The sequence below is a fragment of the Lysinibacillus fusiformis genome (assembly GCF_002845985.1).
Classification (GTDB): domain Bacteria; phylum Bacillota; class Bacilli; order Bacillales_A; family Planococcaceae; genus Lysinibacillus; species Lysinibacillus fusiformis_D.
Genome location: NZ_PDFK01000007.1, coordinates 124,545 through 149,704, shown reverse-complemented (window position 1 = coordinate 149,704; position 25,160 = coordinate 124,545). Strand labels below are relative to the sequence as shown.

At 38.3% G+C, this 25,160-nt stretch carries 21 protein-coding genes, 16 tRNA genes and 3 rRNA genes; 4 read left to right on the top strand and 36 right to left on the bottom strand.

All coding sequences use genetic code 11. From position 1 onward, the window contains the following. The 7 genes from CRI88_RS18875 to CRI88_RS22570 form a co-directional block, all read right to left on the bottom strand. Nucleotides 1–1,206 carry a hypothetical protein gene (locus tag CRI88_RS18875; RefSeq protein ID WP_101966934.1) on the bottom strand — a complete coding sequence of 402 codons (1,206 nt, stop codon included), beginning with the start codon at nt 1,204–1,206 and terminating at the stop codon, nt 1–3. 410 nt (nt 1,207–1,616) lie between these two features. Then, the gene (locus tag CRI88_RS18870; RefSeq protein WP_101966933.1) at nt 1,617–2,321 is read right to left on the bottom strand and encodes a hypothetical protein; all 705 of its coding nucleotides are present in this window, start codon (nt 2,319–2,321) and stop codon (nt 1,617–1,619) included. A gap of 153 nt (nt 2,322–2,474) precedes the next feature. Next, nucleotides 2,475–3,299 (bottom strand): toll/interleukin-1 receptor domain-containing protein, encoded by an 825-nt coding sequence (locus tag CRI88_RS18865; protein WP_101966932.1) that lies wholly within the window; start codon nt 3,297–3,299, stop codon nt 2,475–2,477. An 84-nt stretch (nt 3,300–3,383) separates the two neighbouring features. After that, nucleotides 3,384–5,432, bottom strand: a complete 2,049-nt coding sequence (locus CRI88_RS18860; RefSeq protein ID WP_101966931.1) for a TIR domain-containing protein — start codon at nt 5,430–5,432, stop codon at nt 3,384–3,386. Between the two features lie 73 nt (nt 5,433–5,505). Beyond that, the gene (locus CRI88_RS18855) at nt 5,506–5,862 is read right to left on the bottom strand and encodes a TIR domain-containing protein (protein WP_211663875.1); all 357 of its coding nucleotides are present in this window, start codon (nt 5,860–5,862) and stop codon (nt 5,506–5,508) included. Next, complete coding sequence (locus CRI88_RS22630; protein ID WP_211663874.1) at nt 5,831–5,989, bottom strand: hypothetical protein; 159 nt, start codon at nt 5,987–5,989, stop codon at nt 5,831–5,833. The genes CRI88_RS18855 and CRI88_RS22630 overlap by 32 nt, the downstream gene beginning before the upstream one ends. A gap of 300 nt (nt 5,990–6,289) precedes the next feature. Then, nucleotides 6,290–6,466, bottom strand: coding sequence for a hypothetical protein (locus CRI88_RS22570; RefSeq protein WP_170829924.1), 177 nt, complete (start codon nt 6,464–6,466; stop codon nt 6,290–6,292). Between the two features lie 642 nt (nt 6,467–7,108). Here CRI88_RS22570 and CRI88_RS22565 point away from each other — a divergent pair. Beyond that, nucleotides 7,109–7,255 (top strand): hypothetical protein, encoded by a 147-nt coding sequence (locus tag CRI88_RS22565; protein ID WP_170829923.1) that lies wholly within the window; start codon nt 7,109–7,111, stop codon nt 7,253–7,255. A gap of 26 nt (nt 7,256–7,281) precedes the next feature. Here the strand turns inward: CRI88_RS22565 and CRI88_RS18850 are convergent, their stop codons facing one another. From CRI88_RS18850 to CRI88_RS18845, 3 genes are all read right to left on the bottom strand, one after another. Then, nucleotides 7,282–7,896 carry an IS3 family transposase gene (locus tag CRI88_RS18850; protein ID WP_139149546.1) on the bottom strand — a complete coding sequence of 205 codons (615 nt, stop codon included), beginning with the start codon at nt 7,894–7,896 and terminating at the stop codon, nt 7,282–7,284. Next, a complete protein-coding gene (locus CRI88_RS22370) occupies nt 7,896–8,060 on the bottom strand; it encodes an IS3 family transposase (RefSeq protein ID WP_139149545.1) in 165 nt (54 codons plus the stop codon). Before CRI88_RS22370 ends, CRI88_RS18850 begins: the two co-directional genes overlap by 1 nt. 115 nt (nt 8,061–8,175) lie before the next feature. Further along, nucleotides 8,176–8,496, bottom strand: a complete 321-nt coding sequence (locus CRI88_RS18845) for a helix-turn-helix domain-containing protein (RefSeq protein ID WP_089934969.1) — start codon at nt 8,494–8,496, stop codon at nt 8,176–8,178. 246 nt (nt 8,497–8,742) lie between these two features. Here CRI88_RS18845 and CRI88_RS18840 point away from each other — a divergent pair, with 246 nt between their 5' ends. Further along, on the top strand, nt 8,743–9,966 hold the full coding sequence (locus CRI88_RS18840) for an IS110 family RNA-guided transposase (RefSeq protein WP_180957822.1): 1,224 nt from the start codon (nt 8,743–8,745) through the stop codon (nt 9,964–9,966). Nucleotides 9,967–10,326: 360 nt separating this feature from the next. Here CRI88_RS18840 and CRI88_RS18835 read toward each other — a convergent pair whose 3' ends face one another. From CRI88_RS18835 to CRI88_RS18725, 23 genes are all read right to left on the bottom strand, one after another. Further along, on the bottom strand, nt 10,327–10,803 hold the full coding sequence (locus CRI88_RS18835) for a hypothetical protein (RefSeq protein WP_139149548.1): 477 nt from the start codon (nt 10,801–10,803) through the stop codon (nt 10,327–10,329). A 123-nt stretch (nt 10,804–10,926) separates the two neighbouring features. Then, nucleotides 10,927–12,465, bottom strand: coding sequence for a M56 family metallopeptidase (locus tag CRI88_RS18830; RefSeq protein WP_089935054.1), 1,539 nt, complete (start codon nt 12,463–12,465; stop codon nt 10,927–10,929). A 1-nt stretch (nt 12,466) separates the two neighbouring features. After that, the gene (locus CRI88_RS18825; RefSeq protein WP_058845277.1) at nt 12,467–12,835 is read right to left on the bottom strand and encodes a BlaI/MecI/CopY family transcriptional regulator; all 369 of its coding nucleotides are present in this window, start codon (nt 12,833–12,835) and stop codon (nt 12,467–12,469) included. 525 nt (nt 12,836–13,360) lie between these two features. Next, a tRNA-Leu gene (locus tag CRI88_RS18820) sits at nt 13,361–13,441 on the bottom strand. Between the two features lie 46 nt (nt 13,442–13,487). Further along, nucleotides 13,488–13,561: transfer RNA gene (locus CRI88_RS18815), tRNA-Cys, on the bottom strand. 8 nt (nt 13,562–13,569) lie between these two features. After that, nucleotides 13,570–13,644, bottom strand: a tRNA-Gly gene (locus tag CRI88_RS18810). Between the two features lie 4 nt (nt 13,645–13,648). Continuing rightward, a tRNA-Gln gene (locus CRI88_RS18805) sits at nt 13,649–13,723 on the bottom strand. 17 nt (nt 13,724–13,740) lie between these two features. Next, a tRNA-His gene (locus CRI88_RS18800) sits at nt 13,741–13,816 on the bottom strand. Nucleotides 13,817–13,856: 40 nt separating this feature from the next. Then, nucleotides 13,857–13,932, bottom strand: a tRNA-His gene (locus CRI88_RS18795). Nucleotides 13,933–13,944: 12 nt separating this feature from the next. Beyond that, nucleotides 13,945–14,018, bottom strand: a tRNA-Trp gene (locus CRI88_RS18790). Nucleotides 14,019–14,031: 13 nt separating this feature from the next. Beyond that, nucleotides 14,032–14,115, bottom strand: a tRNA-Tyr gene (locus CRI88_RS18785). A 9-nt stretch (nt 14,116–14,124) separates the two neighbouring features. Next, nucleotides 14,125–14,200 (bottom strand) — tRNA-Thr (locus tag CRI88_RS18780). Nucleotides 14,201–14,212: 12 nt separating this feature from the next. Continuing rightward, nucleotides 14,213–14,285: transfer RNA gene (locus tag CRI88_RS18775), tRNA-Phe, on the bottom strand. 16 nt (nt 14,286–14,301) lie between these two features. Further along, nucleotides 14,302–14,377: transfer RNA gene (locus CRI88_RS18770), tRNA-Asp, on the bottom strand. Nucleotides 14,378–14,380: 3 nt separating this feature from the next. Beyond that, nucleotides 14,381–14,455: transfer RNA gene (locus CRI88_RS18765), tRNA-Met, on the bottom strand. Nucleotides 14,456–14,481: 26 nt separating this feature from the next. Beyond that, nucleotides 14,482–14,557: transfer RNA gene (locus tag CRI88_RS18760), tRNA-Val, on the bottom strand. Nucleotides 14,558–14,572: 15 nt separating this feature from the next. Beyond that, a tRNA-Glu gene (locus tag CRI88_RS18755) sits at nt 14,573–14,647 on the bottom strand. Nucleotides 14,648–14,671: 24 nt separating this feature from the next. Next, nucleotides 14,672–14,763, bottom strand: a tRNA-Ser gene (locus CRI88_RS18750). 5 nt (nt 14,764–14,768) lie between these two features. Next, nucleotides 14,769–14,845 (bottom strand) — tRNA-Asn (locus tag CRI88_RS18745). 16 nt (nt 14,846–14,861) lie between these two features. Then, nucleotides 14,862–14,977, bottom strand: a 5S ribosomal RNA gene (gene rrf, locus CRI88_RS18740). A gap of 112 nt (nt 14,978–15,089) precedes the next feature. After that, nucleotides 15,090–18,017: ribosomal RNA gene (locus CRI88_RS18735) — 23S ribosomal RNA — on the bottom strand. Between the two features lie 368 nt (nt 18,018–18,385). Then, nucleotides 18,386–19,937: ribosomal RNA gene (locus CRI88_RS18730) — 16S ribosomal RNA — on the bottom strand. Together the 16S, 23S and 5S rRNA genes with 16 tRNA genes alongside form the textbook arrangement of a ribosomal RNA operon. A gap of 347 nt (nt 19,938–20,284) precedes the next feature. Then, nucleotides 20,285–21,172, bottom strand: coding sequence for a nucleotidyltransferase-like protein (locus CRI88_RS18725; protein WP_036122165.1), 888 nt, complete (start codon nt 21,170–21,172; stop codon nt 20,285–20,287). A 149-nt stretch (nt 21,173–21,321) separates the two neighbouring features. Between CRI88_RS18725 and CRI88_RS18720 the strand changes: the two genes are divergently transcribed. Further along, the gene (locus tag CRI88_RS18720; RefSeq protein ID WP_004230509.1) at nt 21,322–21,675 is read left to right on the top strand and encodes a YgzB family protein; all 354 of its coding nucleotides are present in this window, start codon (nt 21,322–21,324) and stop codon (nt 21,673–21,675) included. Nucleotides 21,676–21,696: 21 nt separating this feature from the next. Here the strand turns inward: CRI88_RS18720 and perR are convergent, their stop codons facing one another. The 3 genes from perR to bcp form a co-directional block, all read right to left on the bottom strand. Then, nucleotides 21,697–22,140, bottom strand: a complete 444-nt coding sequence (gene perR, locus CRI88_RS18715; RefSeq protein WP_004230508.1) for a peroxide-responsive transcriptional repressor PerR — start codon at nt 22,138–22,140, stop codon at nt 21,697–21,699. A 120-nt stretch (nt 22,141–22,260) separates the two neighbouring features. Further along, the gene (locus tag CRI88_RS18710) at nt 22,261–23,205 is read right to left on the bottom strand and encodes a D-2-hydroxyacid dehydrogenase (RefSeq protein WP_036122172.1); all 945 of its coding nucleotides are present in this window, start codon (nt 23,203–23,205) and stop codon (nt 22,261–22,263) included. Next, entirely contained in the window at nt 23,202–23,678 is a 477-nt protein-coding gene (gene bcp / locus CRI88_RS18705; protein WP_058844615.1) for a thioredoxin-dependent thiol peroxidase, read from the bottom strand. The genes CRI88_RS18710 and bcp overlap by 4 nt, the downstream gene beginning before the upstream one ends. Nucleotides 23,679–23,808: 130 nt before the next feature. Between bcp and CRI88_RS18700 the strand changes: the two genes are divergently transcribed. Beyond that, nucleotides 23,809–25,095, top strand: a complete 1,287-nt coding sequence (locus CRI88_RS18700; RefSeq protein ID WP_036122177.1) for a glutamate-1-semialdehyde 2,1-aminomutase — start codon at nt 23,809–23,811, stop codon at nt 25,093–25,095. Nucleotides 25,096–25,160 lie beyond the last annotated feature (65 nt).

Genomic DNA, 25,160 nt, shown 5'->3' with positions numbered 1-25,160 from the left:
TTAACTAAGTCCCAACAGCTTTTTTATGTTATCCTCATTTCTTAATTGTGACTGACCATAGTTAGATATGAATACGCTAGTAAGCTCACTATATGCATTCTTAATAACACTCCGAATATTGTAATCGCTATTGTTAATAAAAATTCTTAGGGAACTTTTTCTATCATTAATCATTCCTACCGTAACAAGTTGTTTACTAATATTCCCCTCATTATCCACATGATTATACTCAATAATAAATTCTATATCATAGATAATTCTATTACTAAGTATTAAGTCCTTTACAACTTTATTTTTGAGTAAATCTCCTCCACCATAATTTTGAGAAACAATTTTGGATTTTGCGTCTTTTCGGTTGATAGTATCTTCGTGATCAAGAGTAATATTTACACATTCAAAACCACTAAAAGAAGAACTTGGTGCGTCTAATTCTAATAAAATATCGAGTAGTTTAATGGTATTTGGATGAACAGAGTTCTCTTTTGTAGCTACCGTAAAGTCATCATTAAAAGTAAGACTTAGATTTTTGCTCATCTTTGGAGGTGTTATATAGAGCTTTTCAATATCCAATAGCTCTTGCAAAAATACTTTAATAATTGTTTTTATTGCACTATAAATTACAGTATTTGTTGTTTGAACATAAACAATACTTTTGTCAAAGTGCACCTCAACTTTAGCTCTTTTTTCATCGTTATATTTTATACTAAACATACTTTCTTGATCAAAAATAAACTTATCAGTATGTTTTGTTACTAAAAATTTAGCACTCTGATTATTCAATTCTAGAAACTCAATCGTTTTATCATCCTTAACCTCATTCCAGTCTTTCAAAAATGTCTCTAGACCTTCTTTGGTAATAGTTGGAACGTCAGCTTCAAAAGAGAAAAAGAAGCCATCAGTACTATCAATATCGGGATTAAAAGCCTGACTTCTTAACTCATTAAATAGCCTTTCATTAAACATTCCTTTTTTAAAACCGTAAATGAGATATTGTATTAACTCCATTTTCTTTTTTATAGTGTCACGATCAATAGAAATATTAAAACTTCCTATAATATTTAAAATTTCAACTTGATTTAATGTATTTAATGAATGGATAATAGTAGTCATTTGTTCATCCGTAGGATTAAAAATTTTACTATTATCACATTCTCTAACATCTTCTTCTAAATTTACATTTGCTATACTATTGACATCTCTAGCCAAGATTATCCCTCCCAATTCCCAATAGTATAAATATACCATATAATTACTGACCAATCTGACTAAATATCTAAATGAAAATTCAGAAATTAGTATCGTTGCTTTTTATCGTCTGCCAATAATCAACATTTATTTTCTCATGAAAGGGTATGTATGTTACTAGGAGAATACATCACTAGTTGACACTCACCTGACTCACTACCGAATGAATTGATTATGTTCTTTTTGGCAACACAAGAATGCTGGTGGGTTTATGCAAATGCTTGTCAACTTAGAACCAAGCATTTTATATTTATTTTCTAAATAATACCTTCCAACTCATCCCTCCGCTTCTAAAAGAATTTGAGCGGTTACGCAGAAACACAAGGTTGGATCCACTCTATTTTTGAAATTTACACAAATTTGAAATTATTTTATTTTGACTTTTCTTCAGAATAATCAAGGTCTTCTACCGTGTCCATTATTTTAGTAATGATTTTAGTAGGTAAATTTGGTGGCTCTTCAACAGAAAATTTTTTCAATTCTTCTGCATATAATATTAAGTTTCTATTCACGTCCTCTATTGATTTCATTAATTCATGATAATTTTTATATTTCTTTTGAATTTCTTGAGGGGATAAATCTTTATAATCTGGATTTTGTAATGCCGATTCATACCACTTTCTATATTTCCCATGCCATTCAGTTAAATGTGGTCGTAAACCTTGATTTAATACATTAAGGGATAAACTCACAATCTGTTGAGCATTATCATTCCCTTCAAGATCTTCAGATGATAATTCAAGCAAGTATCCTCTAGTAGATTTAAATAATTCATACCACGAATCATATATTTCAGTAATAATGTCGTTTTCCGAATCAATTGGAATGGCTGCTTTTCTAGTACTTAATTCCACATACAATTTCCATGAAATATCTAATTCTTTTTGGGAGAGCTCTGCTTTACTAAATTCATATGTTCCCAATCCAAATGGAGCATTTATAGTAATATTCCCAGGTGAATAAGATTTATAAAAATGAAATAATAAACAAATAAAAAATAACAACAAAAATACAAAACTAAGTATTAAATAAATAGTTTTATTCCTCCTTTTTTTCTTCTTAATTTCCCACGACATTATCAATTCCTCATTTTCAAGTTTAGTTTTATATTACTTTTCATTTAAATATAGAAATAAGCTTTGCATATCACAATATTCTTAATTCTACCAAATTAGGATACGCAAAGTTTTTTCCTGTAGCTCGCATCAAATCATCTCCTATAACGAGAATCACCTTTTGAAATTTTCATTATAAAATTTCTTAATTCTAGGTACTATATTTTTAGCAATTATATTTAATTCTTCATTTGTATTTTTTATATATTTCAAATCAGAAATACTGTTCAATTCTTCGATGTCTATATCATCTGAAATTACTGGAATAATAAGAATATCTTTATCATTATACCGATTTAAAAAATCTTTTAATTCTTTCTTACACCAATCCGATTCTATAAAGTCTTTTGTTATCCAAAAGACCACAGCTCCTGAATTTTTTATCCCTTTTTCGACTTCATCAACTATAGATTCTCCATAGTCTATATTATATTTATCAAACCAAATTGGGAGTCCCTCCCCATTAAGATATGGGATTAATTCCTCAATTACTTCTTTATTTTTAGATTGGTGACTTAAAAAAACAGGCATATCTCTACCTAGGGGACCCGAAAACTTACATCCTTTTTCTCTTAACTCTTTCTTCTCAACAAAGTCAAAAAGGTATAAAAATCTTATCTCTAAATCTCTACCATTCACGAAAGTAGAAGAAATAAATCTTCTATTTCCAAATTCACTAAATAGTTCATTGTATGTTATATCCGGTCTATAAATTAAATCAGCATTTTGTAACATTGCAATCATTTCTGCAATATGCTGTTCTTCAGGTCTGTCATAGCTTAAAACTAAATAAAACTCTAATGTATATGGATTATTATTAATAAAAGTATTTACCATCTGAAGAGAATTGGCATTTTGTTTTTCCAAAATTTCTTTTAATATTGGTATTAAGTGGGATCTATTTCCGTAATCCCCTTCCCAAATAAAATCTCTATTCAATGTATTTAATTCCTCCCTAAAGTATAAGGTTTTAGTGTACTGAACTCTATTTTCATTTATCGTTTTAATAAATATTTATTAGTATTAATTTTGATGATTAATAGCCATCAATCCTTTTAATACTAAACTTATCATTTCTGTGGTATTAGTAGATTTAAATAGCTTTTTGTTTTCCTCGATACTTAAACCATTGTTTAATCCTTCAATTCCTACATCATTAAAGAAGGAAATCAATTTTTCGTAATTTATTAATTCTAATCTATTTTGCTCTGCTAGTTCATTATATTTTGTATATAAATCTTTATATTTACCATTCCTAAATTGATAATCCTCAGTGAGTTCTTCCGGTTTTTCTCCACTTATAGCATCTATAATAACTTTAGATGCACCTCCCATAGAACCAACTAAATAGACAGGCTTTTTATGTAAAAATGCGAGATACGCTTCCTCAACTACTCCTGGCATTGTTCCTTTATAACCAGTTAACTTTCCTCCTATTATAATCCTAGCATTAATATCATCATTCATTCTTTGGCGCATTAAAGTAAGACTTCTGGACCAAACATATAAATCTTCTATAGTTTCTCCCTTATAAATTTTATCATGATTGCCTACTAAATCTTCTGGGGGATCAACATTAATAAATCTAGCAACATCACTTAACTTAGCTAATAAATTAGTAGAAATTTGTGTATAAATCGGGTAAGAAACATAGTTTGTTATTTGATCAGAAGGCCTTTTATGTTCTTGTTGATAATTGGTCACTAAATCAAATAAAATATTAGCAAAATTAAATTCTGTGTCATATTTAACATCACCACCATAAGAAATTGAGGCACCACTAGCTAGCAGATATCTGGTGAATTCTACAAGTGCATCTTGCAAATGAATATGTTCAAAACCTAACTCTTTAATGTTTTGACTTTCTGAAATAGAAATTCCCACATTAAGACCATCTAAAAATGACAATTCATGAATTTCATACTCACCCTTTTCCTTTAATAAAGGTATATAGGTTGGTGTATAAAATTGCATATCATCTGCAACCCCTGTAATTATATCTATTTCTTCTTCGCTAAGTGGAGGATCAGGATAAATTGTTAATTTATTTACACTGCTATTCAATTTTATTAATGATAATAGTTCAGGAGGCTGGGAGATAATTTCAACTTGGTTAATATAGAATTTTTTTGTTAAATAAATTACAAACATTTGATGATATTTATATCTTAATGTTTCTTTCAATGTAATCAGAATAATTTTTTCATACATTATCTTTTCTTCTAAATCTTTATTGAATCTTATTGTTTTTAGATTTCCTAAGTACGGAAAAATACGTTCTTCCCCTTCTTCATATAAATTAACAACAATTATTGGTCGATTATTTTTTTTGGCTAATAATATCTCTCTCCTACACCATTCTCTTGTAGAATATTTATCAGTGTGAATTACTAGTAAGACAGACGTTTGGATATTTCCTTCTATTTCTTCTGGAAAATCATAGCCAATAGCAATATCATTCGCATCAAAAAAAGTTTTAACAGGAGATTGACTCTGCACATAATCACTTAGTTTTTTCGCAACACCCACACCATCTTCTTTTGCATGACTGATAAAAAGCTTTAATGGTGGAGGACTTTTTTGTTCATCAGTACTTTCATGATTTACTCTATCAATATTGTAAAGTAATCTACATAATTCATGAGTAGTTCTACTTAATAAAAAATCCTCTTCATTAGAATCAACATCATATAATCTAATAAAGTTTTTTGTAGGAAGCTTATTAGGAAGTTTAAAAGCATTATCAGAAATAGCTATAGGCAATATTATGCTTTTAGCGTTAGATTTTTCTACTTGCATTAAAATTTCTTCTATGTATTTCTCCCATTGTTTATCAATGACCATATTATCATCCACTAATAATATAACTGCATTATATTCAGCATTAGTTAAGTCAATATTTAATGGTGCTTGACCTGTTCTAAAGTAGACGGGTATTCCAATTCCGCGAGATAGTGGATTATTAATGTTATGATTATAATAAGAAAAAATCGAATTGGCTAAATCTCTCCCATTCTCAAAGGATGAATGCCAAGCAATAAAAATATTTAAAGGATTTATTATATCCACCATTTATCCCCCCAATTTTACCTGTTTTTCCAAAAACATAAGACCATTTCTTAAATTAGAATGGTCTTATACTTTACTAGCTATTTCGTTTTCTTCTTTCCCGAGAATTTCGAACCAATTCCCCTTTAGAACGATTATTAAATGCTTCTTCAATTTTAGAATCTAACTTAGTTGATAAATCTCTCCAGTTCATTGTTACTGCATACCTACTGTCAATATTATCTTGTAAACGTGCTGGTGTCTCACCTGCTGTTGGTAAATAAATTCTTAACAGACCATTACGACTTCGACTGCCATAAGGTCTAAGGGAAGAATATATCTCCCTATCAACCCATTTCCTTTTAGAAGTTTCCCTTCCAATTAAAACTATGGTCACTGTTGAATCATTTAAATGATTAGTTCTAATTAGTGAAAGAAATATAATCATTATCATCACTATCAACTTCTGCAGGAAGTGATCTATCAATAAGTGTATTATCCTTACCATATGCAGTTCTCAAGTAATCTGCTTTTGCCTGGTCATTCGCATGATGATAACTTACAAAAACTTTATGTGCCATGTATTTCCCTCCAAGTATTAAAATTAAAAAGTAAATCTAGAATGTTACCATTATTATACCACTAATAAATTACAAATATATGTATATTTTATATATTGTACGTTCCTTAAAGTTAGGATAATTTACTCAAAATTGTAGTCCTTTAAACTATTTCCCTAAGCTATAATGTACTTGTAAATAGTTAGTTCTGAGACTTTTCTTAGCTTTAGTAGCTATTGTATCCAAGTAGCATAACAATAATTTTTTTATTTACTTTTTCTTGAATTTATACTTCGGGGTGTTTACATTTGATATTTGCTTTCATGCATAAGCGCCAAATTTACGAATGTTGTAAAATCCAGCTGAAATATTCTCGCCTGCTTCTCCCGTCAGACTAACCGTCCCATTGCTTTCGTCAATAGAGGAAATTTGTCCTCCATGTTCAATTAGCAGAATATCTGTTGCTGAACCTTCATCAAAATATGTTATTTTACGCATTTAACATACTCCTTCGATTATGTAAAGAAAATACATAGTATTTAAATCTCAGAGAAAAATACCCTTCTTCAAAGTATTCTTTTCAACTTCAAATATTATCTTTATATTAAATTGTTTTAATAGAACGCTTAATAATTAATAACGGAATTTAACATAAATGGTCATTTCACTATATAATTTATAGTATACATCACAATGTCCTCAAAATAGATAATAAGTAATTGTTTATATCTATAATCCGAAAATAATTAAAGCGAATGAATATTATAATAAACTTCATTGAATAATTTTACTTGTAGTCGGACGGCGAAGTGAATTTTCCCACTTCATCTTTTAAATTTCTCTAAAAATAATTTTGTTGAAAGTATTAAAATTAGCAAAGATATTATGAATCCTGAATTAACCAGTAATTCAAATTTAATAACATAATCACTATAAGCGAAGACCGCAGATTACATGATGTTATCCCTAGAGATAACCATGTTCTGTGGTCTTCATTTTTTTGAGGAACTTCAATGGAACAAAAAAAACTAGATACAAACTGGAAGAATAGATTACTAGATACATGCGAAGAAGTCGGCGTTTCAAAAAAGGTTATTGAGCGCTTCTTTGATTTCTATGCAAACGAAAGGAGGATTCAAGATGCAAAACTTACTACATCTTCTAAAAGAACTCAACGTACCACAAATTGAATCACGAGTTATCATCATGCCCATTGATAAAACAGTAGATAAACCATTAATTCAATATCAGCAGCAATTAGATTTAGATAATAAACAAAAAGACTAGTATAAAATCCTGTGGACTTACCCCTGTCAAGTAGACAGCGCTAAAAAAAACGACTCAACCATCTGGTGTCGATATTCTATCGGCGCTAGATGGTTGAGTCGTTTTTGAAAACGTTTATAGTTGTAAAAGTAGATATATTGCTCAACTGCTTGGATAATCTCTACTTCAGAATTATCCTGTAGTAGATACAAACACTCGCTTTTAAAATGGGAGAAGAATGATTCAATACAGGCATTATCGTGACAGTTCCCTTTTCGAGAATGGCTGCCAATCATACCGAGTTGTTCCACTGTTTGATGATAGTTAATCGATGTGTATTGAAAGCCTTGATCTGAATGGAGAATACTTCGATACACATTTCTTTTTGCTGTCAATTCTTCAAGCGTATCCATGACCAGTTTTAGATCGTTTCGTTTGCTTATCTTCCAAGCGACAATTTCGTTATTATATAAATCTCGAACCGCAGAAAGATAGAGAAAACCAGTTTTGGTTGGTAAGTATGTAATATCTGTGACGAATACTTCATTTTCTGTACGCTCTTTAAATTGGCGTTCTACGATGTTATCGAATACACGAGATACTTGGTTTTTCCACACACGACGCTTCTTACGGATAATGAATTGAATTCCTAGCTCACTCATTAATCATAGACTTTCTTGTGATTTACTTTGAATCCTTTGTCTCTTAAGGCGATTTGCATACGTGGGTAGCCATACACTTTATTTGTTTGATGAATCGATAAAATGTGCTCCTTTAAAAGGATATCATCCTGTTTATGTAACGATACATTTCCATTTTTCCCCACCTATAATAGCCTGAACGTTGCACTTTAGCCATTTCAGTTAGCCACGTAATTGGGTAACGATTCTTCATCTCATCAATAATTCGATATCGCTCTGGATAAGTTGGCATGCCTCCATTTACAGATTTGGATACTGCTTTTTTAGGTATTCCACCTGTGCCTTATAGTAATCCCGTTCTTCTTCCACATCTTTAAAGTGAACTCGTTTACCTTTCAGAGGATTCTTCACACCTTTCGCTCCAGAACCAACGGATGGAAGGCGGTTAAACGCTTTAATCGAACCCATTTCTTTAAACTTTTTGACCCAAGCTACCACCTGCGAACGATTTTGAATGCCATATTTTTCTGCAATTTTTTGCGGGCGTTCATTGCCTTTTAAATAAGCTTGTACTACTTCTAATTTCAATTCATTTGAATAAACCTTGTTTTTTCGAGCCATAGAAACATACTAACATTAGTAGTACAAACCAGGGCCATGGTTTGTGCTACTATTTTTTTATAGTAGAAGTGAAGAAAAGCCGACCAGCCTCTGGGACCATTTGTGAGTCCGTATATTAAACCGGCTAACTTCATGCCCTTATATGAATCAGTTTAGTATGTTGGGTCCAAGAGATCGTGTATAAGAAAGTGGAATCGATAAGGTACTGTGAAGGCTTCTATGATTGATCAAAAGGAGAAGAATGAGATGAAACATGTCATTGCGTTAGATGTCAGTAAAGGAAAAAGTACCGTTGCGATTTATGATGGTCATCGCCAATGTGAGTTTGAAGGTATGCTACATCATACACGGTGTGATTTCGAGCGATTACACGAACGAATGGAAGAGATAACAAAGCAAGATGGACAAGCGCCAGCTATCGTATTTGAAGCAACAGGCATCTATTCAAAACCTGTCGAAGCATTTTTCAAAGATTACGGCTATGCATACTGCCGCATGAATCCACTTGAAGCGAATTTACAGATGGCAACGATGCGTCGCAATAAAACTGATATCAGTGATGCCCATGAACTCGCGAAGACACATTTCAAAATGGAACGCGAAACAACGTACATACAAGACGATTATTATGAACAGATGCGTGCACTGACTCGTTATTACGATGAAATTGACGAAGAAATCATTTTACTCAAAAGTAGAATGCATGCCATTTTACAGCTAAGTTTTCCAGAATTAGAAAAGCTGATTACACCAAGTTCCGCACTATTTTTAAATATTGTACAACTCTATCCGCACCCCGCACTTTTACAGGCCCATTCAAAAACGATGATTAAAAATCGTTTAAAGGTCAATACGCGAAAAAACCTCTCGCTAATGCGTGCGGAGGCTAAAGCTATTACATTATTAGAAGCAGCTGAAAATAGTTACCCAGCGATTAAACCCACAGATATTCGTTGTGATCAAGCACGAGATTACGCAGCTCGCATTGCGGATTTATTAGAGAAGAAAGATGCGCTTGTGAAACAGATGGTGGAATTGTCGGAAGGACGAAAAGAATATCTAGTATTTCGTTCGATTCCTGGGATTGGCGATTCAACGGCGTGCCGATTAATTGGAGAGATTGGTGACATCCGCCGCTTTCAAAATGCGAAACAACTGAACGCTTACACAGGCATTGATATTATGCGGTACCAGTCTGGAAATACGCAATATCGAGACAGGATTAATAAACGAGGAAACAAACATTTACGGAAGATTTTATATTTTATGGTGTGCGCCATGCTTATGGCTAAAGGAAAACCGAATCATTTTGTGGACTATTACTACAAATTAAAAAAGCAACCTCAGAGGAAGCCTCATAAGGTTGCGATCATCGCCTGCATCAATAAGTTTCTGAAAGTGACATTTCAGTTACTGACGCGTGGCATTCTTTACGATTATGAGTCCGCACTACCAGCTCAGAAATCGTAATCACCTATAAAGAACTATATCATAATGACCTTTCGAAAAAAATAAAAATCGTCAGGTCTTTTTGGCGTATCTAAAAATGAGTGTGAAGTGGTGAGGGATATCCCTCACCACTTCACACCCATAAAAATATAAATTACTCTTTAAATAAGGTTGACTAATCGTAAGAAGAGGCTGGGACAAAAGAAAAAATGTTAGACCATTTACAAGTTTGGTCTAACATTTTTTTGCGTTATTAGAACACATAAACTTTAATAAATCACAAAAGTAACATTCGTTTTTTGCTTTTTCTCAATAAAATGAGTTATGTCCCAGCCTCAATATCATTTTAGTAAAAGAGGTTGTTTTTTTAAATTTAACTTATCAGTTATAAACACCATTGGCATATACATACATCGAGATTGTTCCCCCACTGTTTGTTCCTGTTGAACCAGTATAGGATACTTTGGCATTAACGATTAACATAGCAGTATTATTCTTATCAACAGAAGTACCTGTTGCTTTCAAGTTAGAAGAAGATGGTTTATTGATAATCTTGGCTGAATGATTTGTAGCCCCTACAATTTTCCCATCAGATATACATGTTGCATTTATGACTACCGAACCAAGGTTAGCGTTATTATAAAGATCAGTCATTACAACTGTCTTTGTTGCATTTATCCCCGCTCTTGTAAATGTAGGAAGTACTCTAAATTCAATCCCATCGATTTCGTAAACTTGCTCAGAATTGTCCGAAGCATTAATTTCGAGATGAAAACCTCCTTCTGTAGGTTCTGCAGTTTCTTCTTCTTGTGCAAAAGCAGCTACTGGTGTTACGATACATAGAATCATTGTCAACATACTCATCATCCATTTTTTCATTGTTAAATCCCTCTCTTTTTTTCATTTTTCTTGATGAATTACTTAGATTCGAAGGTGGCATCACATCACTTAAAGAAATCTTTCTATATGTGATAGTGATTTCTATGGTGTAGACTTCATATATCGTGGTGTAGTACCTATAGAACTCTGGCTTGGGAAAGGCAGATGATCATTGTTTGTTACCCAGCCACCAAAGCGAAATGTGAATTCTACACGTGTGTCAGTATTCTGTGTATCAATATCTCGCATATAGTCTTTCAATTTATTTTCTAAGTAATTCGGTGTGATAAAATCTGCATAAGGTAAAGACTTTATCTCATTAAATGGCAACAAATAGCCTTCGATAAGGGTATTGAGCTCATCATATTCAACAGGTGCTAGTAGCTCATAGTCATAGTCAATATGAATTACCGTAGTATATTTTTGTCCATTCTGTTTATGCACAATTTCAATCGGATATTGGTATCTTGCTTCCGTTCCAATAACCCCCTCTGAAAACACATCACGATAGAGCTCTTTGTTTATAGTAGGCTCAGGTGGCACCGTTTTTCTATCGCTCATATTCTTTGAGTAAATAATAAATTTGTCTGTTGCAAAATAGCCTCTTGATGCACCATTTAAAATGGATTCCTTCATAAATGTTTCGTCTAAATAGTTCAATGGCTTACTGGAAATAGCAAATGCTGAACTGACAGCCATTCCACCTGTTGTAAATAAAATTAATAGTGCCATCACAACGATTCCTGATTTCTTCTTGCTCATATCCATAATGGATAATATTCTCTTTTTTAGTATTTGTGTACTTCCTAGAAAATTTGTAGAAAACACACCTTCACCCCTTTTTAATTTCTCGGCATATAGTATCGTTTGGCTATATGTTTTTCTAAGTTGGATGTCAGTATTTTTTACTACTTCCTCATCACAAGCGTGTTCACAAAGATTGTCTAGTTCTTTAGAGAATAGATTGAACAATGGGTTGAACCAATGCATACTACTAATTAGCAATACGAAAGCTTTATACCATAAATCCTTTCGTTTTAAATGAACTAACTCATGCTTCAATATCAAGGTTAGTTCTTCTTCTCGATAAGTATTATTAGGTAGCCAGATAGTATTTTTAGTAAATCCCACTAACATGGGGGAATCGATAAAGCTACATTCTTTCAATGCGATTTCCTTCGTGATATTCATGTCGCTTTTAACTTTTTCTAGCAAATGAAGGGCTTTTGGTTCAGTGATCGTTTGCCCCCATCTTTTCACCATGTACATAAATCGATAATGTTTTACAAGATGAACTGCCAAAAATACAACGATTCCTAAAATCCAAATGATCATCACCATCTGCCAAACAGAAAGTGCTGTCACTGTATCTACGGATGAGGACACAAGCGTTATCTGACTACTGTTAGTTGGAATAGATTCCCTAGATGGTACTTGCACCGATTCTGATAGATTGATAACTGGAGTCGATATATTGATTGTAAATGGTAAAATAAAACCTGCAAGGATAACAATCCAACCATAATAAAGCCATCTAGCACTGTATCGTTTTAAAAGGAAAGGCGTTACAGCCATAAAGAGTAGTCCAATAAAGGACATAACTATGGATTTAAAGAATAAACCTACCATGATACTGTACATATTAATCCCTCTTTTCTTCCACCCATTTAATTAATGAAGCTAAATCTTCATTAGAAATAGTATCGGATTTATAGAGTGTACCTACTAAATTCATAAAGGAGTTTTTATGATAGAGCCTCATAAATTGTTCTGTTTCAAAACTTAGATAGGCATCTTTTTCTACTGTAGGGTAATAAAATCTTTCCTTAGCTTTTTTCTCACTGCGAAGAAATCCACGTTCAGTTAATCTTTTCATAAGAGATACTACTGTTTGAATCTTCCAACCTTTCTCATCTCCTATTTCGCTCATTATGATACCTGTAGTAATTGGAGGTTTACTTTTCCAAACTATCTTCATAATTTCAAATTCTGCTTCAGGCAATTTTTTCATATGTACTCACCCCTTTTCATTTAAGTCAATTGTCTTATTTGTATAATAAATCCTTTTTGAAATGATGTCAAATTTTGTTATAGAAGATATATATTATTCAAGTATATAAGGTTATCCCAACAGCCGTTCTCTGTTCCAAGTTGCTGAATTACTCTATGATAATGGAAGTTATTAGAAATATATTCGAAATACAAAGAAACACGGAATAGAATAAATCAATTAAATTGAATAAGATAGATTTGCTGAAGTTCTAAGAGAGGTTTAAATAGTATTAGGTTTGAAAAATAAACCTTATGCATAGAGAGGGGAATTTACACATATATCTATAAGTTATAATTAGGGCGATCAATGTGATTACATTTGAATAACTTTAGATTGCTAATACAGCACTAAATATAGCTGCTGTGTTAGCAACAATAAGATCCATTCAGTCTACCTCTTTTTTTCTCTGCTTATATACTTTCTATAATTTTCTACAACAAAAAAAGAATCCCTGATATATCAAGGATTCTTCATTGTAATTGATACCGGTGGTCGGGGTCGAACCGACACTCCAAAGGAACACGATTTTGAGTCGTGCGCGTCTGCCAATTCCGCCACACCGGCATAATGGAGATAAAAAAAATCGGATACACCGATTAGAGTTAAAATATGGAGGCGGCAACCGGATTTGAACCGGTGATAAAGGTGTTGCAGACCTGTGCCTTACCACTTGGCTATGCCGCCATCGAAGTTGGAGCGGAAGACGAGGTTCGAACTCGCGACCCCCACCTTGGCAAGGTGGTGTTCTACCACTGAACTACTTCCGCAAAATGGCTGGGGTACCTGGATTCGAACCAGGGCATGACGGAATCAAAATCCGTTGCCTTACCGCTTGGCTATACCCCAAAAGATAATTATATAAATGGGGCGACTGATGGGAATCGAACCCACGAGTGCCGGAACCACAATCCGGTGCGTTAACCACTTCGCCACAATCGCCATTATATTATGATTTGATTTTTATTAATTTTACTTTAAATGGGGCGACTGATGGGAATCGAACCCACGAATGCCGGAACCACAATCCGGTGCGTTAACCACTTCGCCACAATCGCCATAAAATTAATTGGCAGGGGCAGTAGGAATCGAACCCACACCAAAGGTTTTGGAGACCTCTATTCTACCGTTGAACTATGCCCCTATAATAATAAAACTGGTGGAGGGGGACGGATTCGAACCGCCGAACCCTAAGGAGCGGATTTACAGTCCGCCGCGTTTAGCCACTTCGCTACCCCTCCGGGAATACATGGTGCCGGCGATAGGAGTCGAACCCACGACCTACTGATTACAAGTCAGTTGCTCTACCAACTGAGCTACACCGGCAAAAAAACATGATGGGTCAGGACGGAATCGAACCGCCGACACTTAGAGCTTCAATCTAATGCTCTACCAACTGAGCTACTGACCCTTGTTATTAAAAAAAATGGCGGTCCCGACCGGGATCGAACCGGCGATCTCCTGCGTGACAGGCAGGCATGTTAACCGCTACACCACGGGACCATTTGGTTGCGGGGGCCGGATTTGAACCAACGACCTTCGGGTTATGAGCCCGACGAGCTACCACTGCTCCACCCCGCGATAATCATATACTATTGTAAAAATAATGGTGGAGGATGACGGGCTCGAACCGCCGACCCTCTGCTTGTAAGGCAGATGCTCTCCCAGCTGAGCTAATCCTCCATCTGGGTATTTAAATGGTGACCCCTACGGGATTCGAACCCGTGTTACCGCCGTGAAAGGGCGGTGTCTTAACCACTTGACCAAGGGGCCAACTTTTGGAATAAATCAAAGTGCTGGCGGAGAGTAAGGGATTTGAACCCTTGAGACAGTGTTAACCGCCTACACGATTTCCAATCGTGCTCCTTCGGCCACTCGGACAACTCTCCAAGAATGGCTCCGAAGGCAGGACTCGAACCTGCGACAACCTGATTAACAGTCAGGTGCTACTACCAACTGAGCTACTTCGGAATAATTTTAGTATATAGCCTAGCGACGTCCTACTCTCACAGGGGGAAGCCCCCAACTACCATCGGCGCTAAAGAGCTTAACTTCCGTGTTCGGTATGGGAACGGGTGTGACCTCTTTGCCATCATCACTAGACTATTTGAAAGACAATACTTATTATAACATATTTTATCAAAATTACAAGTATATTATAATATTTTTTATTCTTTCAAAACTGGATAAACGTACATTGAATGGTTCAAACATTTTGGTTAAGTCCTCGATCGATTAGTATTCGTCAGCTCCATGTGTCACCACACTTCCACCTCGAACCTATCTACCTCATCGTCTTTGAGGGATCTTACTTACTTGCGTAATGGGAAATCTCATCTTGAGGGGGGCTTCATGCTTAGATGCTTTCAGCACTTATCCCGTCCACACATAGCTACCCAGCGATGCCTTTGGCAAGACAACTGGTACACCAGCGGTGTGTCCATCCCGGTCCTCTCGTACTAAGGACAGCTCCTCTCAAATTTCCTACGCCCACGACGGATAGGGACCGAACTGTCTCACGACGTTCTGAACCCAGCTCGCGTACCGCTTTAATGGGCGAACAGCCCAACCCTTGGGACCGACTACAGCCCCAGGATGCGATGAGCCGACATCGAGGTGCCAAACCTCCCCGTCGATGTGGACTCTTGGGGGAGATAAGCCTGTTATCCCCGGGGTAGCTTTTATCCGTTGAGCGATGGCCCTTCCATGCGGAACCACCGGATCACTAAGCCCGTCTTTCGACCCTGCTCGACTTGTAGGTCTCGCAGTCAAGCTCCCTTGTGCCTTTACACTCTACGAATGATTTCCAACCATTCTGAGGGAACCTTTGGGCGCCTCCGTTACCTTTTAGGAGGCGACCGCCCCAGTCAAACTGTCCGCCTGACACTGTCTCCTGCCCCGCTAAGGGGCATGGGTTAGAATTTCAATACAACCAGGGTAGTATCCCACCGACGCCTCCTTCGAAGCTGGCGCTCCGAGATCTCTGGCTCCTACCTATCCTGTACAAGTTGTACCAAAATTCAATATCAGGCTACAGTAAAGCTCCACGGGGTCTTTCCGTCCTGTCGCGGGTAACCTGCATCTTCACAGGTACTATAATTTCACCGAGTCTCTCGTTGAGACAGTGCCCAGATCGTTACGCCTTTCGTGCGGGTCGGAACTTACCCGACAAGGAATTTCGCTACCTTAGGACCGTTATAGTTACGGCCGCCGTTTACTGGGGCTTCAATTCGCAGCTTCGCTTGCGCTAACCACTCCTCTTAACCTTCCAGCACCGGGCAGGCGTCAGCCCCTATACGTCACCTTACGGTTTTGCAGAGACCTGTGTTTTTGCTAAACAGTCGCCTGGGCCTATTCACTGCGGCTCTCATGCGCTTGCACGCTCAAGAGCACCCCTTCTCCCGAAGTTACGGGGTCATTTTGCCGAGTTCCTTAACGAGAGTTCTCTCGCACACCTTAGGATTCTCTCCTCGACTACCTGTGTCGGTTTGCGGTACGGGCACCTCTCACCTCGATAGAGGCTTTTCTTGGCAGTGTGAAATCAGGAACTTCGTCCATACGGACTCGCCATCACAGCTCAACGTTACAGTGTGCGGATTTGCCTACACACACGCCTTACTGCTTGGACGCGCATAACCAACAGCGCGCTTACCCTATCCTACTGCGTCCCCCCATTTCTCAAACGGTGAGGAGGTGGTACAGGAATATCAACCTGTTGTCCATCGCCTACGCCTATCGGCCTCGGCTTAGGTCCCGACTAACCCTGAGCGGACGAGCCTTCCTCAGGAAACCTTAGTCATACGGTGGACGGGATTCTCACCCGTCTTTCGCTACTCATACCGGCATTCTCACTTCTAAGCGCTCCACCAGTCCTTCCGGTCTGACTTCAACGCACTTAGAACGCTCTCCTACCACTGACATCGTAGATGTCAATCCACAGCTTCGGTGAATCGTTTAGCCCCGATACATTTTCGGCGCAGCGTCACTCGACCAGTGAGCTATTACGCACTCTTTAAATGATGGCTGCTTCTAAGCCAACATCCTGGTTGTCTGTGCAACGCCACATCCTTTTCCACTTAACGATTACTTTGGGACCTTAGCTGGTGGTCTGGGCTGTTTCCCTTTTGACTACGGATCTTATCACTCGCAGTCTGACTCCCGTGTATAAATATCTGGCATTCGGAGTTTGTCTGAATTCGGTAAACCGGGATGGCCCCCTAGTCCAAACAGTGCTCTACCTCCAGTATTCTCATCACGAGGCTAGCCCTAAAGCTATTTCGGAGAGAACCAGCTATCTCCAAGTTCGATTGGAATTTCTCCGCTACCCACACCTCATCCCCGCACTTTTCAACGTGCGTGGGTTCGGGCCTCCAGTAAGTGTTACCTTACCTTCACCCTGGACATGGGTAGATCACCTGGTTTCGGGTCTACGACCACGTACTATTTCGCCCTATTCAGACTCGCTTTCGCTGCGGCTCCGCCTTCTAAAGCTTAACCTCGCACGTAATCGTAACTCGCCGGTTCATTCTACAAAAGGCACGCTATCACCCATTAACGGGCTCTAACTACTTGTAGGCACACGGTTTCAGGATCTCTTTCACTCCCCTTCCGGGGTGCTTTTCACCTTTCCCTCACGGTACTGGTTCACTATCGGTCACTAGGTAGTATTTAGCCTTGGGAGATGGTCCTCCCGGATTCCGACGGAATTTCACGTGTTCCGCCGTACTCAGGATCCACTCAGGAGAGAACGAACTTTCGACTACAGGGCTTTTACCTGCTCTGGCGGACCTTTCCAAGTCGCTTCATCTAACTCGCTCTTTTGTAACTCCGTATTGAGTGTCCTACAACCCCAAGAGGCAAGCCTCTTGGTTTGGGCTCTTCCCGTTTCGCTCGCCGCTACTCAGGGAATCGATTTTTCTTTCTCTTCCTCCAGGTACTTAGATGTTTCAGTTCCCTGGGTCTGCCTTCAAGACGCTATGTATTCACGTCAAGATACTACGCGATTAAACGTAGTGGGTTCCCCCATTCGGAAATCTCCGGATCAAAGCTCACTTACAGCTCCCCGAAGCATATCGGTGTTAGTGCCGTCCTTCTTCGGCTCCTAGTGCCAAGGCATTCGCCGTGCGCCCTTAATAACTTAACCTAACGGCTTTCAATACACATCACATTTCGTTGTCAGCTTCACTCGTTCAATCAGTCACGTACTCAAGTACGCTCCTTCATTCACTCGATTGCTTCCTAGAACTGCTCGTGTCTTGAAACCTTCTAATGTTATTAAGCCTATAAAAAAACTTAAAAAATAAATGTGTTTGTTACAATTTCAATGTCGTTTTATCCAGTTTTCAAAGAACAAAGCTACTGCCTGCTTCTACATCTCGCAGCTTTGCGACGAAAGCGTAGCGACAGGAGCACATAATTAGAAGTAATTCATTCAAGAAGAATGAACCTTCAAAACTGAACGCAAAACGTAATCTTACAAACCCTAGGTTTGTATTCCGAAATAATCCTTAGAAAGGAGGTGATCCAGCCGCACCTTCCGATACGGCTACCTTGTTACGACTTCACCCCAATCATCTATCCCACCTTCGGCGGCTGGCTCCAAAAGGTTACCTCACCGACTTCGGGTGTTACAAACTCTCGTGGTGTGACGGGCGGTGTGTACAAGGCCCGGGAACGTATTCACCGCGGCATGCTGATCCGCGATTACTAGCGATTCCGGCTTCATGTAGGCGAGTTGCAGCCTACAATCCGAACTGAGAACGACTTTATCGGATTAGCTCCCTCTCGCGAGTTGGCAACCGTTTGTATCGTCCATTGTAGCACGTGTGTAGCCCAGGTCATAAGGGGCATGATGATTTGACGTCATCCCCACCTTCCTCCGGTTTGTCACCGGCAGTCACCTTAGAGTGCCCAACTAAATGATGGCAACTAAGATCAAGGGTTGCGCTCGTTGCGGGACTTAACCCAACATCTCACGACACGAGCTGACGACAACCATGCACCACCTGTCACCGTTGCCCCCGAAGGGGAAACTATATCTCTACAGTGGTCAACGGGATGTCAAGACCTGGTAAGGTTCTTCGCGTTGCTTCGAATTAAACCACATGCTCCACCGCTTGTGCGGGCCCCCGTCAATTCCTTTGAGTTTCAGTCTTGCGACCGTACTCCCCAGGCGGAGTGCTTAATGCGTTAGCTGCAGCACTAAGGGGCGGAAACCCCCTAACACTTAGCACTCATCGTTTACGGCGTGGACTACCAGGGTATCTAATCCTGTTTGCTCCCCACGCTTTCGCGCCTCAGTGTCAGTTACAGACCAGATAGTCGCCTTCGCCACTGGTGTTCCTCCAAATCTCTACGCATTTCACCGCTACACTTGGAATTCCACTATCCTCTTCTGCACTCAAGTCTCCCAGTTTCCAATGACCCTCCACGGTTGAGCCGTGGGCTTTCACATCAGACTTAAGAAACCACCTGCGCGCGCTTTACGCCCAATAATTCCGGACAACGCTTGCCACCTACGTATTACCGCGGCTGCTGGCACGTAGTTAGCCGTGGCTTTCTAATAAGGTACCGTCAAGGTACAGCCAGTTACTACTGTACTTGTTCTTCCCTTACAACAGAGTTTTACGAACCGAAATCCTTCTTCACTCACGCGGCGTTGCTCCATCAGGCTTTCGCCCATTGTGGAAGATTCCCTACTGCTGCCTCCCGTAGGAGTCTGGGCCGTGTCTCAGTCCCAGTGTGGCCGATCACCCTCTCAGGTCGGCTACGCATCGTCGCCTTGGTGAGCCGTTACCTCACCAACTAGCTAATGCGCCGCGGGCCCATCCTATAGCGACAGCCGAAACCGTCTTTCAGTGTTTCACCATGAGGTGAAACAGATTATTCGGTATTAGCCCCGGTTTCCCGGAGTTATCCCAAACTATAAGGTAGGTTGCCCACGTGTTACTCACCCGTCCGCCGCTAACGTCAAAGGAGCAAGCTCCTTCTCTGTTCGCTCGACTTGCATGTATTAGGCACGCCGCCAGCGTTCGTCCTGAGCCAGGATCAAACTCTCCATAAAAGAAATTTGAATAGCTCAAATTGTTTTGCTGGCATCATTTTGATGTCCAAAATTTTGTTTCGTTCATTAACCGAAGTTAGTTACTAAAAACTTTATTGATTACGTTTTGCTTGTTCAGTTTTCAAGGTTCATTATTCAAGTCGTTTTTCAGCGACTTCTTAATATTAACATCTCGCTCAAATCATGTCAACTACTTTTTTGAAAAAGTTTTTTGTGTTTTTCATCGAGCATTTCGTTATGTCTTAGCGACAATTAATATAATACAATACCAAGATATCATTCGTCAACTACTTTTCTAAAAAAATATCGAGGTATTTTTAAATACCTCGATTACAAGCATACTACAGTCATTGCCCCATTTCTAGTGCCTCTTTATTGACCTTGTAATGACGGTGAAATATCATCTCATTTTTTGCAGCAATTGGTTCTATTTGAATATAGCCTTTATCCACTAAATATTCGACAAACACTTCTAAATCAACTGAGTAATTCATGAGCTCATGATGGTCATGCAATTCCTGAATCGTCCACATGTCTTTCGTTTGCATAACTTCTAATATATGCTGTGCACCATCACGTGTACGAGAATGAATTAAAAACTCACTTGCTAAAAACAATAATTCTAAGCGCTTTTCTATTGGCTCATTACTCGTCACTAGCTCTTCATACAGCTTGTAGATAGCAGGCTCTATTTTTTTCACTTGTGCCCAAACAGTAACTTCAGGGTATAGTCCGCTATCTATAATAGAAAGACGACCCAAATGATGTAATGAATCGACTACGTGATTATAAGCATCCAAGTAACTTCCTTTATCGAAGTATTCTTTCCCCTCCAGATATCTGCGAATTAACTTTGAGAATTGGATGCCTGTTTTAATTTTACGACCGCTATACGGGAATTCTTGCAATTCTATTTTTAATTTATGCAAAAATTCATTACGATCAAATAACACCCTTCCAAAGAAAATCCAATCGACTACCTTCTTATTAGAACCGATGAGCAACCATTTTCGTATTAACTTCTCTGTAACTGTATGTAGAGCTACTTTATTTCCTTCATATAAGTAATGTTTCGAAAAGACTGGCTGCTCTGCTTCTTTTACGATAATTAATAAAACTGTATCAAATGTATCTGTAACGTTACTATGTTCCTCACGCTTCTCCACTAAAATTACGCCTAATGTATTCGACTGACTCGCACGTTCTTGGTAGATTGGACGCAATACCTGCTCCATGTTCAGCCCCCCTTTATTCATATAGGTTCTCTTGTTCCGTTAAAAATTCGACATACTCTAAAAGTATTCCTTCTTTCATTCATCTCAAAGCTAAAATACTTCGCCCTTATATGTTATAGTAGATTTTAGATTGGGAGGCAAGATGAAATATGAAACCTTACAAAAGTAAAATTAATAAAATTCGTTCATTCGCATTAGCACTAATCTTCTTCGGTTTTATTGTCATGTACGGAGGAATTTTCTTTAAAAATAGCCCGATATTAGTTTTAATTTTCATGTCATTAGGTGTTTTATGTATTATCGGTAGCACAGTCGTATATGCTTGGATCGGGTTGCTTTCAACAAGAGCTATTCAAGTGGAATGTCCTAATTGTCATAAACATACAAAGGTTTTAGGGCGTGTTGATATGTGCATGTACTGTAATGAACCACTAACGCTTGATCCAACTTTAGAAGGTAAAGAGTTCGATCAATCCTATAATAATAAAACAAAAAAATCCTAGCCCTTGTAAGAGCTAGGATTTTTATTGTACTTTAGCAGTAGCAACTTTACATGATGGACAAGTGCCGTATATCTCTAAACGATGCGAGTGCACATCAAAACCAGTTACCTGTGATGCAAAATGCTCTATTTCGTCGAGTCCTGGATAATGGAAATCGACGATCTTACCACAGCATTCACAAATCATATGGTAATGGTCATTTGTCACGAAATCAAAGCGACTTGAAGCATCTCCATAAGTCAGTTCTTTCACAAGACCCACTTCACGAAATACGCGCAGGTTGTTATAGACAGTCGCTACACTCATATTAGGGAACTTTCCCTCAAGTGCTTTATAAATTTCATCGGCAGTAGGATGTGCCATTGATTGAATAAGATATTCCAAAATAGCATGACGCTGAGGAGTAATACGAACACCAGTTGTTTTTAACGTGTCCAGTGCATCCTGTAAATGCGTTGCAGACATCGTCATGCACCTCTTCCATAAGTATTATTAATTTATAATTGTTATAAATAGTGTATCCAATTCGCACTACTTCGTCAACAATCACACATTGCTTATTCTCAATAAATCAATGGCTGGCCCTTAATATCCTCTAGATAAATCCATCGTATTTTCTAAATCCGTGTCACCCTTCAGCCATTTTGTTAGGCTTGGCTTGAAAATTTCTAAGCTTCGTTCAACATAACGAGAAGAATGGCTAGATACATGTGGTGATACAATGACATTCGGTAACGTCCATAATGGATTGTCCGTTGACAGAGGCTCTTCTTCAAAGACATCTAAAACGGCGTAACCAATTTGCTCTTTTTTGATTGCTTGAATGAGTACCTTTTCTCCCACTAAATTGCCTCGACCAAAATTCATGAAGATGGCGCTATTTTTCATAGCAGCAAAATGCTCTTCTTTTAATAAATGGGTCGTTTCTTTTGTTTTTGGTAACACCGAAATAACGATATCCGCATTAGGTAAGGCCTCTTTTAATTGAGCAAAGCTAATCATCGTATCCATATACGCCGCTTCTTTTCCAGAGCGGTTGCAACCAATCGTCGTCACACCAAAAGCCTGCAATAAACGCCCAACTTCTGAACCAATCGCTCCTGGGCCTAAAATAAGCGCCGTACTATCTCGTAATTCCGTTTGCTGCGCTTTTTTCGACCATTCACTTTTCTTTTGCTGCTCATACATCCAAGGTAACGCACGTTTAATCGCTAAAATATGGGCAAGCATCGATTCAGCCATTGGTGTTTTATGAATACCACGGACATTCGAAACTAAAATCCCACGTTCAATAATCGCTTGAGCTGGCATTTTTTCTATACCTGCTGAGGCAACGAAAATCCATTTTAGCTTTGTCGCATATTGGATACTTTCTTCTGTTAAATCTTCACCATATGTAACTAAAACATCCGCTTGTTGAAGAACTTCATTCGATAAGCCACTTTTGAAGATAAAATCAACCTGTGGAAATTCTGCTAATAACGGCTCTCGTAAATCTGGTCTAGGTTCAAATGTAAAATAGATTTTCACTTTGCTGCCTCCTGATCTGCTAAATAGGTATACACTTCTTCAATATGATTTTTTACACGTACTTTACGCCAAGCTTTTACAAGCTTACCCTCAGTATCAATTAAAAACGTTGAACGCTCTATGCCCATATATTCACGTCCATACATTTTCTTTAAAACCCACACACCATATGCTTCAGCAACGGTATGATCGTCATCAACTAATAATGAAAACGGTAAACCATGCTTATCAATAAATTTTGTATGTTTGTTTGCGTTATCTGGACTAACACCTAGAACAACAGCATTTAAATGACTGAAGTCCTCGAACTTATCACGAAAATCACAAGCCTCCGTCGTGCAGCCTGGTGTCATATCTTTGGGATAGAAGTATAAAATAACATTCTGTCCTTTCAAATTAGCTAACTGCACCATTTCTCCCTTTTCATTCATTAGAAAAAAATCTGGCGCCTTTTGTCCTTCTAGTAAAGTCATAACAATCTCCTCCTCTGTAGGTTCTATTTTACTCTAAGTAACAAATCAAGTCATATTCCTTAATTTCTTTGGATTTCTTACAACGATAGGTCTACAATAGATTACGTATAAAAAGTTAGGAGGCAATTCTATGAATCACGCAAAATCTGAAGCAATACATGCAGAGGCTATACAGCATATCGTGGGTGGTGTAAACAGCCCTTCTCGTTCATATAAAGCAGTAGGTGGCGGTTCTCCTGTGGCAATGGCTCGAGGAAAAGGCGCTTATTTTTGGGATGTAGATGGCAATCGTTATATCGACTATCTAGCAGCATATGGACCAATCGTTACTGGTCATGGCCATCCTCATATTGCAAAGGCCATTACACATGCAGCTGAAAATGGTACATTGTTTGGAACGCCAACTGAATATGAGGTTACTTTCGCAAAAATGCTAAAAGAAGCCATCCCATCTATGGACAAAGTGCGTTTTAACAACTCTGGTACTGAGGCTGTTATGACAACTATTCGTGTTGCACGCGCCTATACAGGCCGAACAAAAATCATGAAATTTGCTGGTTGCTACCACGGTCACTTCGATTTAGTATTAGTAGCTGCCGGTTCTGGCCCAGCTACATTAGGAACGCCTGATTCAGCAGGTGTAACAACTTCGACTGCTGAAGAAGTTATTACGGTACCTTTCAATAGCCCTGAAGCCTTTACAGAAGCTATGAATAAATGGGGCGAGGAAATTGCAGCGATCTTAATTGAACCAATCGTAGGCAACTTCGGTATTGTGGAACCAAACCCAGGTTTCCTTGAATTAGTACATGCGACAGCAAAAGAAAAAGGTGCTTTAACGATTTACGATGAAGTCATCACAGCCTTCCGCTTCCACTATGGTGGTGCTCAAAATTTACTCGGTCTAACACCTGATCTAACAGCACTGGGTAAAGTTATTGGCGGTGGCTTACCAATCGGAGCATACGGTGGTCGTAAAGAAATTATGGATACAGTTGCCCCCCTCGGCCCTGCATATCAAGCAGGTACGATGGCTGGAAACCCTGCCTCTATGCAAGCAGGGATTGCCTGCCTAGAAGTGCTACAAACACCAGGTATTTACGATGAAATGGATCGATTAGGTGGAATTCTAGAAGAGGGTATTTTAGCTGCTGCCAAGAAGCATGGCGTAACCATCACATTAAATCGCCTCAAAGGGGCACTAACGATTTACTTTACAGATGTGAAAGTAGAAAACTACGACCAAGCTGAAAACTCTGACGGTGAAATCTTTGGTCGTTTCTTTAAATTGATGCTTGAGCAAGGTATCAATCTAGCTCCTTCTAAATATGAAGCGTGGTTCTTAACAACTGAGCATACGGAAGCAGATATTCTTGAAACTATTAAAGCCGTAGATACTGCGTTTTCTCAATTGTAAGCATGTGACAATACAAAGGCGACTTGTTAGTAAAAGTCGCCTTTTTCATATTCAAGCATACAAAT

Coding starts and splice junctions, on each gene's coding strand:
- CRI88_RS18870 (WP_101966933.1), bottom strand. CDS start 2,321: ATGTCGTGGGAAATTAAGAAGAAAAAAAGGAGGAATAAAACTATTTAT.
- CRI88_RS18860 (WP_101966931.1), bottom strand. CDS start 5,432: ATGGTGGATATAATAAATCCTTTAAATATTTTTATTGCTTGGCATTCA.
- CRI88_RS18855 (WP_211663875.1), bottom strand. CDS start 5,862: ATGATAATGATTATATTTCTTTCACTAATTAGAACTAATCATTTAAAT.
- CRI88_RS22630 (WP_211663874.1), bottom strand. CDS start 5,989: ATGGCACATAAAGTTTTTGTAAGTTATCATCATGCGAATGACCAGGCA.
- CRI88_RS22570 (WP_170829924.1), bottom strand. CDS start 6,466: ATGCGTAAAATAACATATTTTGATGAAGGTTCAGCAACAGATATTCTG.
- CRI88_RS22565 (WP_170829923.1), top strand. CDS start 7,109: ATGCAAAACTTACTACATCTTCTAAAAGAACTCAACGTACCACAAATT.
- CRI88_RS18850 (WP_139149546.1), bottom strand. CDS start 7,896: ATGAGTGAGCTAGGAATTCAATTCATTATCCGTAAGAAGCGTCGTGTG.
- CRI88_RS18845 (WP_089934969.1), bottom strand. CDS start 8,496: ATGGCTCGAAAAAACAAGGTTTATTCAAATGAATTGAAATTAGAAGTA.
- CRI88_RS18840 (WP_180957822.1), top strand. CDS start 8,743: ATGAAACATGTCATTGCGTTAGATGTCAGTAAAGGAAAAAGTACCGTT.
- CRI88_RS18835 (WP_139149548.1), bottom strand. CDS start 10,803: ATGTTGACAATGATTCTATGTATCGTAACACCAGTAGCTGCTTTTGCA.
- CRI88_RS18830 (WP_089935054.1), bottom strand. CDS start 12,465: ATGTACAGTATCATGGTAGGTTTATTCTTTAAATCCATAGTTATGTCC.
- CRI88_RS18825 (WP_058845277.1), bottom strand. CDS start 12,835: ATGAAAAAATTGCCTGAAGCAGAATTTGAAATTATGAAGATAGTTTGG.
- CRI88_RS18725 (WP_036122165.1), bottom strand. CDS start 21,172: ATGGAGCAGGTATTGCGTCCAATCTACCAAGAACGTGCGAGTCAGTCG.
- CRI88_RS18720 (WP_004230509.1), top strand. CDS start 21,322: ATGAAACCTTACAAAAGTAAAATTAATAAAATTCGTTCATTCGCATTA.
- perR (WP_004230508.1), bottom strand. CDS start 22,140: ATGTCTGCAACGCATTTACAGGATGCACTGGACACGTTAAAAACAACT.
- bcp (WP_058844615.1), bottom strand. CDS start 23,678: ATGACTTTACTAGAAGGACAAAAGGCGCCAGATTTTTTTCTAATGAAT.
- CRI88_RS18700 (WP_036122177.1), top strand. CDS start 23,809: ATGAATCACGCAAAATCTGAAGCAATACATGCAGAGGCTATACAGCAT.